Below are 12938 nucleotides of genomic sequence, written 5' to 3'. Positions count from 1 at the left end.
GCTCAGCCAGAGCAGCCAGGGAGCCAGTGCAGACGGGGCAACGCGGGAGGGCAACGCAGATCCGAAGGGGTAGTGCGGGCCTCCAGCCCGCCTCAGGCGGGAAGGTAGCGCCCCGGGCGGGCTGGAAGCCCGCAGTACCCTACGACTGGCGGTGCCCCTTCGCTCACAGACGCTCGCAGCCATACCTGTGCCGGAGACAGACCATGAACGCCCTGCAAGCCGTGCCGCTCACCGACAGCGTCCACTGGGTCGGTGCCATTGACTGGACCATCCGCGACTTCCACGGCTATCTGACCAGCCGCGGCTCCACCTACAACGCCTACCTCATCATGGGGGAGAAGATCACCCTCGTGGACACCGTGAAGCGGCCGTTCTTCGCGGAGATGATGGGGCGCATCGCCAGTGTGGTGGACCCCTCGCGGATTGACCTCGTCGTGTCGAACCACGCGGAGATGGATCACTCCGGGGCCCTGCCCGAGACGCTCGCGGCGGTGCGGCCCGAGCGCGTCTTCGCCTCCAAGATGGGCGTGAAGACGCTAGGCAAGCAGCTCAACCTGCCGCAGGAGATTACCCCGGTGGCCGACGGTGAGACACTGAGCCTGGGGAATCTGAGCTTGCAGTTCATGGAAACGAAGATGCTGCACTGGCCGGACAGCATGTTCAGCTACTTGCCCGAGCGTGAGCTGCTCTTCTCCCAGGACGCCTTCGGGATGCACCTGGCCAGCAGTGAGCGCTTCGATGACCAGATAGACGATTGGGTGCTGGAGCACGAGGCCGCCAAGTACTACGCCAACATCCTGACCCCCTTCTCGCCGCTGGTGGCCAAGCTGCTGGCGAAGGTGGGGGAGATGCAGCTCCCGCTGAAGATGATCGCCCCCGACCATGGGCCTGTGTGGCGCGGCGATCTGGGCCGGATCGTGGGCCTGTACGATCGCTGGTCGCAGATGGCCCCGACGCACAAGGCGGTCATCATCTACGACACCATGTGGGGCAGCACGTGCCAGATGGCCAAGTCGTATGCCGAGGGCCTCACTACGGCCGGGGCCTGTGTGCGGCAACTGCCGCTGTCGGCCAGCCATCGCAGCGAAGTGGCCACCGAGTTGCTCGACGCCGGGGCCCTGCTCGTCGGCACGCCGACCATCAACAACAACATGTTCCCGACCGTGGCCGACTGCCTGACCTATCTGCGCGGCCTCAAGCGCCAGAACCTTATCGGCACGAGCTTCGGTTCGTACGGTTGGAGCGGCGAGGCGCCCAAACAGGCAGCGGAGATCCTGGCGGACATGCAGGTGGAGATGGCCGCCGACCCCATCCGCACCCAGTGGGCCCCGACCGACGAGGACCTGCAGCAGTGCTTCGAGGTCGGGCGCCAGATCGGTGAGTCACTGACCCAACGGGGAACCTGCGCCGTCGAGTGAGGGGCGGACATGACGTCGGCCATCTACAGCCACCCGCAGTACTACGACATCGCCTTCGGCTTTGTGAACATTCCCGAACAGGTAGACCTGTTCGAGCGCTACATGGCGGCGTACAGCCGCACGCCGGTGCGCACGGTGCTGGACCTGTGCTGTGGCCCGGCGCCGCAGTTGCGGGAGTTCGTCCGCCGGGGCTACGGCGCCATCGGCGTGGACCTGTGCCCCGAGACCCTCGACTACGCCCGCGAAGCCGCCGCGGCCGAGAACGTCGCCATCGAGACCGTGCTGGCCGACGTGACGGACTTCGCCCTCGCCGAGCCAGCGGACTTCGCCTTCAACCTGATGGGCTCGATCGCCTATGTGGGCGACAACGCCGGGATGCTGGCTCACCTGTCGGCCGTCGCCGCGGCGCTGCGGCCGGGCGGCCTGTACCTGATCGAGAACCTCGCCTCGGACTGGTCGAGCCCGCTCACGTGGGCGCCGCAGAGCTGGCGCATGGAACGGGACGGCATCACCGTGCAGACCACCTACCAGGTGAAGCCGCGCGAGGTGCTGGCTCAGACGGTGGACTTCAGCCTGGAGATGCAGATTGACGACCACGGCCGCCCGCTGCGCCTGGCGGAACGTCAGCCGATGAAGCTGTACTTCCCCCGGGAATTCGCGTCGCTGGTCGAGACGCACGGCGCCTTCGAGTTCCTGGGCTACTCCGAGCGTTACGGCACGGCCCCGCTGCAGCAGTTCTGTAGCGACCACAACGCGCTACTACGCAAACGTCTGGCGTTCAGCGCCGACGCGACCTGACATGATCTGAACCAGAAGGAGACGACCAATGCAGAAGTACGAGTGCGATCTGTGTGGTTACGTGTATGATCCCGCCGAGGGCGACCCGGACAACGGCGTGCCCGCCGGGACGGCCTGGGAAGACATGCCCGATGACTGGGTCTGCCCGCTCTGCGGCGCCAGCCGGGACCAGTTCTCACCAGTGGAGTAGAGAGGCTGTAGGGCGTAGAGACCGCTCGCGGTCTCAGGGGGCTCGTACCCCGCCCCAGCCACTGTGTGCGCGTCATTCAGGGCGGGGTACGAGCCCCCGCCCTACAGGACCACCACCATGGATACCAACATCCGCATTGCCGGTGAAGCCGGTCAGGGCGTGCAGACGGCGGGCGACCTGCTGGTCGAGGCCTTCTCGGCCATGGGCCTCCACCTGCTGTCGAGCCAGAGCTACATGTCGCGCGTGCGCGGCGGGCTGAACTGGTTCGATGTGCGTATTGGCGATCGGGAAGTGCTCGCCCCGCGCGAGGACGTCGACCTGCTGATCGCGCTGCACGAGGACGCCCTGACGCATCTGCGCGACACGGTCAATCCCGACGGCCTGATCGTCTACGACGGGGAGGCGGAGGGCACCGTGGCCCTGCATTTCGACGGCGTAGCGCAGGAAGTCGGCGGCCAGGTCATCATGGCCAACGCTGTGGCCGCCGGCGCCGTCTTCGGCGTGCTGGGCTACGACGTGGCGGAGTTGGTGGACTACCTGGGCAGCGTGTTCGCGAAGAAGGGCGCGGAGGTGGTCGCGGCCAACGCGGCCTGCGCCCGGCGCGGCGCAGAGCTGATGGCCGCCCATGCCGGCCGCCTGCAGGGCCCTGCGCCCGGCAGCGGCCCGCGCACCAGCGTGGACGGCGCGCGGGCAGTCGCCCTGGGTGCTTGCACCGCCGGGCTGAAGCTTGCGGCAGCCTACCCGATGTCCCCCTCGACGGCGGTGCTTAACGCCATCGCGGGCTACAGCGAGCAGTTCGGGATCCTCGTGGAGCAGGCCGAGGACGAGATCGCGGCCATCAACATCATCTGCGGGGCCACGTATGCCGGCGCGCCGGCGATGCTCACGACCAGCGGCGGCGGCTTCGCGCTGATGGCCGAGGGGCTGTCGCTGGCGGGGATGCTCGAGCTGCCGGCGGTGATCCTACTCGCCATGCGGCCCGGCCCGGCTACCGGCCTGCCGACCCGCACCGGGCAGGAGGACCTGCGCTTCGTGATCAGCGCCGGCCATGGCGAGTTCCCCCGCTTCGTCTTCGCCCCGGGCGACGTGACGCAGGCGTATGCACTGACGCGCCATGCCCTCGCGGTGGCGCACGAGTACCAGACCCCTGCCTTCATCCTGACCGACCAGTACCTGGTGGACCTGCACGCCACCTGCGCGCCGCTGGAGGCCGCACCTCGGCCCATTGACCGCGGCCTCGTGGCGGCGGGAGCTGACTACGTGCGCTACGCGCTGACCGACAGCGGCATATCCCCGCGCGCCATCCCTGGCGGCGACGCCATCGTGATGGCGGACTCGGACGAACACACCGAGGATGGGCACGTGACCGAAGACCTGTCGGTGCGCGTGCAGATGGTGGACAAGCGCCTGCGCAAGGAAGCCGGCATGTGCGCCGCGGCGCTGCCACCCACGGCCTACCGCGCGGAGGACGCCGACACGCTGCTGGTCTGTTGGGGCTCGACGTACGGGGCGTGTCGGGAGGCGGTGGACCTGCTGCGGGACGATGGGCGGGGTACAAGCCCCCGCCCCACAGTCGGCATGCTGCACTTCGGGCAGGTGTGGCCGCTGAACGCCGACGCCGTGCGCGCGGCCATCGGCCGGCGGGAGCGCGTCGTGGTCATCGAGGGCAATGCCCGGGGGCAGTTCGCCTCCGTGCTGCGCGAGATCGGCGCGCTGACCGACTGTGAGACGATGGCAAAGTACGATGGGCTGCCGTTCACAGCCCGCGAGATCGTGCGGAGGCTGAGCCATGAGTGACACGCAGATGTGGGGTGCGGGGCTCCGTTCCGACGGTCCGGTCAAGCCCGCCTGGTGCCCGGGCTGCGGCAACTATGCCATCGTCAAGGCAGTGGACCGGGCACTGGACGAGGCCGGGCTGGATCGGCGGAGGGTCGTGCTCGTGTCGGGCATCGGCCAGGCCGCCAAGCTGCCCCACTACGTCAGCCGTCCGGTGAACTTCTTCAACGGGTTGCACGGTCGCGCCGTCCCGGCGGCCACGGGCATCAAGCTGGCGAACCATACGCTGGAAGTCATCATCACCAGCGGCGACGGGGACATGTACGGCGAGGGCGGCAACCACCTGCTACACGCGATCCGCCGCAACATCGGCCTGAAGTGCTTCGTCCACAACAACCAGATCTATGGGCTGACCAAGGGCCAGGCCTCACCCACGTCCGACGCCGGCACGCACACCAAGCTGCAGGCCTATGGCGTGGCGGCCCAGCCGCTCAATCCGTTGGCCCTGGCCATCGCCGAAGGGGCGTCGTTCGTCGCACGGTCGTTCACGGGACTGCCCGATCACCTCCCGCAGACGATGGTGGCAGCGCTGCAGCAGCCAGGCTTCGCGCTGCTGGACATCCTGCAGCCCTGCATAACTTTCAATAAGCTCAACACCTTCAAGTGGTACCAGGACCGCGTGCGGCCGCTGGGCGACGACTATGACCCGACGGACCGCCTGCGAGCGCTGGAGACGGCCCTGGTCTGGGGGGACGAGATCCCCGTTGGTGTGCTCTACCGCGCCGACCGGCCCAGTTACGAGAGCAAGCTGCCCGTGCTGGCCTCCGGACCGTTGGCCGCCCCGTGAAACCATTGCCTCGGTGGGGTGTCTGATTACCCGCAGCACTTGTAATGCGGCGCGCTATGTCAGACAGACACTTACTCCCAATCGCTTGCCTTCTTCTCGCGGCCTGCGCCGGGGCAAACCCCGGTGCGCCCGGCCCTGCCACTGTGCATGTCGTCCGCAGTGAGATCATCCTCGTGCCCCAGGGCATCTTCGCCCCGCGTCTCCTGTACCCAGAAGGTCGCGTGGACTTCGACATCGTCGAGCGGCTGATGGACCAGGCGATGCAGCGCGTCACCGGCAAGGATCCCGATCCGGCATGGCAGCAGTTCGTCAGCCCCACGGACACGGTCGGCGTGATGATCGAGGCCAACCGCTACCCGGTGCAAGCGGCCACCGTGGAGGTCATCATTGACCGGCTGGTCAGCGCGGGCGTCGCTCCGGGCAAGATCATCGTGTTCGGCGGGGATGAACGCGATCTGTTCGCCGCGGGCTTCAACATCAGCCGTGACCCCTCCGGCGTGCGTGTGCTGGGGGCTGAGTCCGAGGGCTTCCGAGGCGGCATCAGCCGCATCGTCACCGACTACTGCGACGTCATCATCAATGTGGGGGCCCTGAGGACCGACCCCGACCTGGGGATGGCCGGCTGCCTGGCCAACACCCTGGCCTGTGTGCCCACCGTGCGGCGGGTGGCACTACTCCAGGCGCCGGCGGAACTGCCCGAGGTGGCGGGTCACCCGGCGCTGCGACGCAAGATCAAGCTCAACATCCTCGAGGCGTACCTGCCGCTGCTGGAGACGGTGGGGCAGGCGCGGACGACGTGGCAGTACAAGGGGCTGCTGATCGGCACGGACATGGTGGCTGTGGATACGGTGGGGTTGAAGGTCCTGGAAGGCTGCCGCCGATCCTACAAGCAGGCCGACTGGCCGCTGCCCGCATCGCCGGGTTACCTGCAGACGGCCCAGGAGGCGTACCACATCGGACAGGCCGATGATAAGCAGATCACGGTCAACCTCTCTGGCTATGCAGATGGTTCCTACCTGCAGTGAGCCCTCCCCGGCCGTACACCAACTGCCACAAATGAACGGACCCGCCGAAGCTTCGGCGGGTCCGTGTGTCTTCGTCTTCGGTTGTCAACCCCAGCACGCCAGCCTGACTGGTGTGAGTCCTACCAGTTCAGGAACAGACCGCCCCGGTAGAACGCGCTGCCGTTCTTGTAGCCCACGGTCAGCTCGAAGTTGTCACCGTTGCCGGTGACCATGTAGGACGGCTCCTGCTGGTAGTTGTAGATGGCGAACCCAAGGTTCGGGTGCACCTTGGCCTGGAAGCCACCGAACACGCCGTCATGATAGGCAGCGCCCCACGCGGCATGCACGCGGACCAGCGGATCGTTCAGCCGCGGCGCGCCCTCGGGCACGTGGATGTTGTAGGCACCCAGGATGAACGGGGAGACGCGATCGTCGCCGCCGACCCAGTCCTCGCGGGTCACGTTCGTGGCGCCCACGATCAGGCTCGGCAACTCGGCGGTCTCCGGCATCAGCTTGGCATACGCGTTCAGCTTGAAGTACGTGTCATCGCCCTGGACATCGGCATAGATGCCGTCCAACTCCAACCAGTCCGTGACGCCGACAAAGCCCTCGACGATGCTGGCGTTCTCCGGCCCGGGCGGGCCATCCAGGTCCCAGTAGATGTAGTTGAGTTCGATGTGCTTGGCGGACACCATGTTGCCGGTCGGCATGTCCACACAGTCTCCGGCGAACGCCGGAACCGCCATCGCCACGGCCAAGATGAGCGCGACTACCAACATCGTCTTCGGCATATGCGGCCCTCCCGAGAATGAGGTGGTTGTAAGCTTCTGGCCCCATGTAATACCACCTTCAGCCGTTGCTTGCAAGCCTCTTGTTGCGCGTACCGAGGGCGCAGACGGCCCCAGTTGCCCCTGCAGTGGCCCTACACCGCCTTCCGAGCGGCTCGCCAGGTGCCCACTGGCCTGCGGACACCGGGGAAGGTGTCCGCAGGCGAGGACCGGAAATGGGCAGCCTCGCGCTCGCCCCGGGGGAGGCCCGGGGGCAATTGCAACGGCGGCCCGACCCCATGCCCACGCCCCGGGGACGGACCGTCTGCGTCGGAGGGTTCACCATGCAGAAGTGTTGCCTCGCCGGGGGACTGCTATGGCTGCTGCCGTTGGCCCTGTGGGCGCAGGCGCAACCATCGGAGCTGACCCGGCAGGCCCTGGCCAAGGCCGCGCCGCCGTACCGCTGGATCGCCGAGCAGCGTGTGCGGGGGGCGTACTACTCGGCCCTGTCGGAGCTGTCGTACTACGACACGGCGGCGGGGGCGGGCATCAACTGCATCCTCAACAAGAGCAATGGCTTCATCCCCGCCAGCCCCGAGGCCGGGCTGAACTTCCATGCCGATCAGGCGACGATCTGCGCCGCGCGCGGGATGAAGTACATCGCGTATGTCAACTTCAGCTCCGACACCGAGCGCAGCTACACCAAGCGGCAGTACACCCCGGTAGTGGACGCCGCGGGCACTGTCTACCCGAACTCGCCCTCGCCGCTGGACCGGGGGTTCTGGGACCAGGCCATCAAGCAGCGCTGGCTGCTGCTGGCCGAGCGCGCCAAGACCGCCCCGATCACCGGCACGGCCATTGACTTCGAGATGTACGGCTCGGAGATCATCTTCTACGACCGCATCGGCTGCCTCGACTACAGCGACCTGGCCTTCAACGGCTTCCTGCAGGACCGGAAGCTCACTCTCGACCAGCCGGTGCCCCTGGCCCAGCGGGCTGCGTGGCTCAAGGAGCGGAACCTGACCGCCGCGTACGAGGCCTACTACCGGCAGACGCTCGAGAGCATCTGCCGCGACATTGAGCAGGCCGTCCACCGGGTGAATCCCGACTTCCTCATCGGCTTCTACTCCTGGAGCAACCACAGCATGTTCTACGAGGCCTGTGCGCGGGGCTTCGGCACCGAGCAGCGGCCGGTGCTGCTGTGGCCGGGCAGCACCTACAGCACCGGCTACACGAAGTTCGAGGTGGACGACCAGGTGAGTGCGCTCGCACAGATCGGCGCCCACGCGGTGTTCATCCCCGGCCTGTGGTTGTGGCAGTTCGACCCGCAGAACCTCGCCGCCAACGCCTATCTGTGCGGGCAGAAGGCCGGCGGCTACTGGCTCTATGGCGTCTACGCGACCTGGGAGGAGACCGCCAGGCGGCGCAAAGTCCCGCATGTGGACGGGCCGGCCTACTGGGCGGCCCTCAAGCAGGCGGATGACGACATTGCCGCCGCCCAGAAGGACCCCAACTACCAGAGCGCGCTGAAGGTGGACCTGTCGCGGTCGCTGTTCCTGTCCGTAGACCCCACACAGCTTGCCGCCCCGGCCAGGCTGCAGCCGCTCGCTGCCGCCGTCCCGCCGCCAGTGCCCGTGGACAAGCAGAAGCCCTGCGCACCGGCCCGGGGCGACGCTGTCTACCGGGCCTGGGGCCTCGCCGGGTCGCAGATCACCTTCCGCGTTCACTCGGTCCATCTGCCCCCTCACACGAATGGCACGGTGGCCTCAGTGCTGGGGCCCGACCAGAAGCTGCTGGCCGAGGAGCGCGTCGGCATGGACGAGACGAAGGACCTCATCGTGCCGTGCGCCGCCGCCGGCGTCTACACCCTGGTCACGCAGTCGAGCAACCTGTGCTCGACGGTCGCCTGTGATGCGCCCTACTTCGTCCTGGACGCCGGCGCGGGCCTGCACCTGATGACCGCCGTGGAGCCGGCCCTGTACTTCCTCGTGCCCGCGGGCGTGACGGAGTTCACCATCACGGGCCGGGGGCAGGGCATCGAACGCTTCTGCGCCCGGATCGTCGGCCCGGATGGAGCTGTCGCGGCCGATGAGAAGAACATCAGCGCGCCGACGGCACTGACGGTGAAGGTGCCGGCGGGGCAGGACGGGCAGGCCTGGACACTGCAGCTCAGCCCGCCGACCGAGGGCCCGCTCGAGGATGTCGGGATCACGCTGTCGAAGAACTTGCCGCCGTACCTGGCGCGGGACAAGGCGCGCTTGCTCGTCTTGGAGCCCGCGCCGTAGCCGCGTCGTCACGCTGTCAGCTCGCCGCACAGGGAACAGGATGGTCAACATGCAGACTGCGACACTCGTGATGAACAACCGGACGGCCGGTGGGCGGGTCTTCTGTGTGGTCGGCGCGCTGCTGATCGCGCTGGCACTCCTGGGGAGCGCGGCCGGCGCCGCCGACCTGGGCAACCAGAAGATGTACGAGGCCATGCGCACCGACAAAGCCCCCGTCATTGACGGCAAGCTCGATGACGCCTGCTGGCAGCAGGCCAGCTCCGGCGGGGAGTTCTGGAAGCTGTCGGGCGCCGCGGCGGTCGTCCAACCGACCAGCTTCCAGTTCGCCTACGACAGCCAGAACATCTACCTGGCCGTGACGAACGTCGAGTGCAACCTGGGGGCGCTCAAGTGCGACATCCGGGTGGATGACATGAGTTCCGTCATGGGCGACGAAGCCAACGAGTGGTTCCTGCAGCCCGATGGCAGCGGCGACTACTACCAGTTCGCCGCCAACTGTGTCGGCGCCCGCTATGACGGCTGCGCCTTCGACGCGACGTGGAACGGCAAGTGGCAGGCCGCCGCGGGACGCACGGACAAGGCCTGGACGCTCGAGTGCGCCATCTCCTTCGCCTCGTTCGGGCGCTACGGGGTACCCGGGGCCATGTGGGGGCTGAACGTCTGCCGCGACCGGCAGGCCGGCGGCGATACGGAGTGGTCGGCCTGGTCGCCGACACCTGGCGGGTTCCACCAGCCGCAGAATTTCGGTCGGCTCATCTTCGGCGGCCGGGCCGGCGGGGGCGTGGATCGTGCGGCGCTGATCGAGAGTGCGCGGGCCGCGCTGAAGAGCCTCGACCTCGAACAGCGCCTCAATGAGGCGATGCAGACGATTCGCACCGGCAAGCTCCCGGACATGAAGCCTGAACAGCGCCAGCAGCTCGACGCGCAGATGGTCGAAGGGAAGGCGGCGCTGGACGCGCTCACCAAGCTCCTGCAGAGCGACAAGCCCCTGGACACGCGCGCCTGGGTGACCACCAACGCGCGCCTCCAGGCGGCCCTGGACGCCCTCGATGGCGCCGCGTGGCAGGTGAAGTTCGAGATACTGCTGGGGGACTGAGGCCCCGGTGCGGGGTCCGGTTGCCCCTCAGCCCTTCAGCGCCTTCAGGAAACCCCGGATGCCCTCGGCCAGGAACTGCTGGTCGCCGCCGTAGGGGATGAAGCGCGCGCCCTGGGCGATCAGCCGCTGCGAATGCTCGATCTTGTGCAGGTGGCAGCCCGCCGCCACGCCGTGCCGCTCGGCCGTGTCAATGATCCGCTGCATGATCGCGATGAAGTCCGGATGGTCGCGCTCCTCGGGGATGCCCATCGAGACCGTCAGGTCATTGGGTCCCACGAGCACGGCGTCAACGCCCGGGATCGCGCAGATGTCGTCGAGGTTCTCCACCGACCGGGGCGACTCGATCATCGGGCAGAAGAACGTGTTGGCATTGCGCTGTTCGACGTAGGCTCGGGTAGCCTCGCTGGGGAACTCCCCGGTCTGCACGAAGTGCTCCAGCGCCTCGCCCTTGAGCGTCCGGCCCTTGGCCGCCGCCACCATGCGCCGCACCTGCAGCACATCCTCCACGTAGGGCACCACCACGCCATCGAACGTGTCGCAGATGCGAGCGATGTCCCACGGGTCGTGGCTGTGCACGCGCGCCAGACAGGCGACGCCCTTGGGGCGCAGGACGTACTGCAGGGGCATGAAGTCCGCGAGGTCCAGAGGCGTGTGCTCGGTGGTGCAGACGACGAAGTCCACGCTCCCCTCCGGCACCGCGTCGGCCATGGTCGGGTACGTCATCGCCGACACAAAGAAGCCGAAGACGCGCTCCCCGGCCTGGAGCTTCTCCTTCAGTCGCTTGCCGTTCATGTGGGACACTCCCTTGGTGAGGTCGTAGGAGCGCCGGCTTCCAGCCGGCAGCGTGGGTTGACACCAATCGTGCCAGCTGGAAGCTGGCGCTCCTACGGCAACGGCTTGCCGGCTGGAAGCCGGCGCTCCTACGGCTCTGTCTACGGCGCGATGCGGACCTCCACACCCTCCACCGTCACCGACGCCGCCGCTGTCACGCTGATACTGTTCGCCTGCACTGCCCGCAGGGCCGTCGCCGGCACCGTGTAGGTGACGAGCACGCTCTTCCCGTTGGGCTTGGCCCCCTGGAACGGGCAGGCCGTCCCGTTGATCTCCGCCGTCGGGGCGGCTGTGGTCGCGTCCCCCTTGAGCTGCAACTCCAGAGTCACCTTGGCGCCGGGCAGCGGCGCTGGCCCGGTGGGCAGCTCGAAGTCCAGGTCTGTGCCCGTCGCGGGCAGGGGCGCGCGGTATGCCTCCTGCGGGCCGGTGATGTCGCGCCAGGTGATGGCGTGGCAGCGGGGGAGCTTCTGGATCGCCTCCAGGGACGACATGGCCTGTAGAGTCTGCAGGTAGTCCGCGCGCGACCAACCCGCCTGGGTGGGGAAGTAGTTGAAGAGATAGACATGGTCGGCTCCGTCGGCCAGGACCGCGGCGGCCCCGCCGAGGGCCTCGGCCGAGGTCACGCTGCGCGCCGGACCGCCGGGCATTGGGCGCATGAGGATCTCCAGCCCCCCGGCCAGCTCCACCCCCGTACCGGCCAGTGCCTGCTTCCAGGCAGCCATGGGCATGGCGAACTCCGTCGTGGACCAGCGCGGCGTCGGCACCACGAGGTCCACCAGCCCCTCGCGGGCCCACTTCACGGCGTCGAGCCCCCAGCCCTGCGCGACCTCGATGCGCGAGGGTACGCGCACTCCCAGGCGCACCGGGTGGCCGCGCCGGGCCGCCGTCTCCTCGGTCAGCTTGCGGACGCTGCGCAGCCACTCGTCGAGGACCTTCGCCCCCTCCTGCTCGGCGCCCTCGCGGAAGCAGTACGGCTCGCGCATGAAGTCCAGCTCCAGGCCGTCTATGTCATAGCGCTGCAGTGTCTCCACCACGAGCCGGTAGTACAAGTCGCGGACCTCGGGGTGGCCATAGTCCAGGGCGCGCTGGAAGTAGCCCATGCTTCCGCCGCGGAAGTACCGGGGGTCCCGCCAGAACTCCCCGTGGAACGGGTGGGCCAGGTTGTCGTTGTTGTGCACATCGTTCATCCGCAGCGACACCCACGGGGACACGCCGCGCTGCCGGCAGCGGGCCGCGATGCGCGCCGCATAGTCCACGCCCTGGGCATCCAGCGCCCACATCGAGTGGATCATGTGGCGGTAGGCCTCGTGGCCCTGCTCGGGCAGGCCCTGTAGCGCCGGCTGGTCGTCCGGTCCGTCCGGCTGGTAGCCGTCGAAGTAGCTCTCCCAGGCGTCGCTGGCGTAGTTGGTCTTGCGGGCGTTGGTGTTGATGAACAGCACCTGCGTCCCCGCGTCGCAGATGATGTCAATGTACTGGTCGAGGACGGCGCCGGCATCCACGTCCGCCGTGAGGCGGTGGTTGTAGCAGAAGTCGGTCTCGTCGAGGTTGAACAGCAGGCCTGACGGCATGGGGGCCCCTTTCGCGGGGGCGGCCATGGCCAACCCCGGCACGAGCAGTGTGGCGGCAAGCAAGCACTTCCTCATGCCGCAGCGACTTCGCCGCCGCGAGAGCCATACCTGCCACCTGCGCGACAAGAGGGCTGACCGGCGGCGCGGCGAACTCTCCAGGGCTCGTCGGCCGTTGTTGGAGCGCGGCTCTCCAGAGCCGCAGAGGCCGTGCGCCACATATGCGGCTCTGGAGCCCATTTTCCGCAAAGTGGGCTATCGTTCATCGGGCCGTTGTCAGCGCGCGGCTGGTGGCTCAGTCGTCCAGCCAGGTGAGCGGGTGCGGCAGCCCCAGGTCCTGCCAGAGCTGCTGCTGGCGACG

At 68.0% G+C, this 12938-nt stretch carries 11 protein-coding genes; 8 read left to right on the top strand and 3 right to left on the bottom strand.

Annotation, left to right across the window (positions count from 1 at the left end; translation table 11 throughout):
• Window positions 1-203 precede the first annotated feature (203 nt).
• From LLH23_22085 to LLH23_22060, 6 genes are all read left to right on the top strand, one after another.
• Window positions 204-1418 carry an FprA family A-type flavoprotein gene (locus LLH23_22085; GenBank protein MCE5241163.1) on the top strand — a complete coding sequence of 405 codons (1215 nt, stop codon included), beginning with the start codon at window positions 204-206 and terminating at the stop codon, window positions 1416-1418.
• A 9-nt stretch (window positions 1419-1427) separates the two neighbouring features.
• Window positions 1428-2216: a class I SAM-dependent methyltransferase gene (locus LLH23_22080; protein ID MCE5241162.1), complete on the top strand. Its 789-nt coding sequence runs from the start codon at window positions 1428-1430 to the stop codon at window positions 2214-2216.
• Between the two features lie 28 nt (window positions 2217-2244).
• A complete protein-coding gene (locus tag LLH23_22075) occupies window positions 2245-2406 on the top strand; it encodes a rubredoxin (GenBank protein ID MCE5241161.1) in 162 nt (53 codons plus the stop codon).
• A gap of 117 nt (window positions 2407-2523) precedes the next feature.
• Window positions 2524-4203, top strand: a complete 1680-nt coding sequence (locus LLH23_22070) for a 2-oxoacid:acceptor oxidoreductase subunit alpha (GenBank protein ID MCE5241160.1) — start codon at window positions 2524-2526, stop codon at window positions 4201-4203.
• Window positions 4196-5029 carry a 2-oxoacid:ferredoxin oxidoreductase subunit beta gene (locus tag LLH23_22065; protein MCE5241159.1) on the top strand — a complete coding sequence of 278 codons (834 nt, stop codon included), beginning with the start codon at window positions 4196-4198 and terminating at the stop codon, window positions 5027-5029. Before LLH23_22070 ends, LLH23_22065 begins: the two co-directional genes overlap by 8 nt.
• A 173-nt stretch (window positions 5030-5202) precedes the next feature.
• Window positions 5203-6054 (top strand): DUF362 domain-containing protein, encoded by an 852-nt coding sequence (locus LLH23_22060; protein ID MCE5241158.1) that lies wholly within the window; start codon window positions 5203-5205, stop codon window positions 6052-6054.
• A 119-nt stretch (window positions 6055-6173) separates the two neighbouring features.
• Here LLH23_22060 and LLH23_22055 read toward each other — a convergent pair whose 3' ends face one another.
• Complete coding sequence (locus LLH23_22055; GenBank protein ID MCE5241157.1) at window positions 6174-6824, bottom strand: hypothetical protein; 651 nt, start codon at window positions 6822-6824, stop codon at window positions 6174-6176.
• Between the two features lie 320 nt (window positions 6825-7144).
• On the opposite strand from LLH23_22055, the gene LLH23_22050 reads away from it, so the two are divergent.
• Window positions 7145-9085 (top strand): hypothetical protein, encoded by a 1941-nt coding sequence (locus LLH23_22050; GenBank protein MCE5241156.1) that lies wholly within the window; start codon window positions 7145-7147, stop codon window positions 9083-9085.
• A gap of 49 nt (window positions 9086-9134) precedes the next feature.
• Entirely contained in the window at window positions 9135-10181 is a 1047-nt protein-coding gene (locus tag LLH23_22045; protein MCE5241155.1) for a hypothetical protein, read from the top strand.
• A 27-nt stretch (window positions 10182-10208) separates the two neighbouring features.
• Here the strand turns inward: LLH23_22045 and LLH23_22040 are convergent, their stop codons facing one another.
• Both LLH23_22040 and LLH23_22035 read right to left on the bottom strand, forming a co-directional pair.
• Entirely contained in the window at window positions 10209-10973 is a 765-nt protein-coding gene (locus tag LLH23_22040) for a hypothetical protein (protein MCE5241154.1), read from the bottom strand.
• A gap of 140 nt (window positions 10974-11113) precedes the next feature.
• A complete protein-coding gene (locus LLH23_22035; protein MCE5241153.1) occupies window positions 11114-12643 on the bottom strand; it encodes a hypothetical protein in 1530 nt (509 codons plus the stop codon).
• Between the last annotated feature and the right edge of the window lie 295 nt (window positions 12644-12938).

It is taken from the genome of bacterium (genome assembly GCA_021372615.1).
Lineage (GTDB): Bacteria > Armatimonadota > Zipacnadia > Zipacnadales > UBA11051 > JAJFUB01.
This window is presented reverse-complemented; position numbering and strand designations above follow the sequence as displayed.

What these genes read in the sequence shown, in the direction of transcription:
- LLH23_22045 (MCE5241155.1), top strand. Translation starts at nt 9,135, where the DNA reads ATGCAGACTGCGACACTCGTGATGAACAACCGGACGGCCGGTGGGCGG.
- LLH23_22055 (MCE5241157.1), bottom strand. Translation starts at nt 6,824, where the DNA reads ATGCCGAAGACGATGTTGGTAGTCGCGCTCATCTTGGCCGTGGCGATG.
- LLH23_22085 (MCE5241163.1), top strand. Translation starts at nt 204, where the DNA reads ATGAACGCCCTGCAAGCCGTGCCGCTCACCGACAGCGTCCACTGGGTC.
- LLH23_22070 (MCE5241160.1), top strand. Translation starts at nt 2,524, where the DNA reads ATGGATACCAACATCCGCATTGCCGGTGAAGCCGGTCAGGGCGTGCAG.
- LLH23_22075 (MCE5241161.1), top strand. Translation starts at nt 2,245, where the DNA reads ATGCAGAAGTACGAGTGCGATCTGTGTGGTTACGTGTATGATCCCGCC.
- LLH23_22050 (MCE5241156.1), top strand. Translation starts at nt 7,145, where the DNA reads ATGCAGAAGTGTTGCCTCGCCGGGGGACTGCTATGGCTGCTGCCGTTG.
- LLH23_22080 (MCE5241162.1), top strand. Translation starts at nt 1,428, where the DNA reads ATGACGTCGGCCATCTACAGCCACCCGCAGTACTACGACATCGCCTTC.
- LLH23_22065 (MCE5241159.1), top strand. Translation starts at nt 4,196, where the DNA reads ATGAGTGACACGCAGATGTGGGGTGCGGGGCTCCGTTCCGACGGTCCG.
- LLH23_22040 (MCE5241154.1), bottom strand. Translation starts at nt 10,973, where the DNA reads ATGAACGGCAAGCGACTGAAGGAGAAGCTCCAGGCCGGGGAGCGCGTC.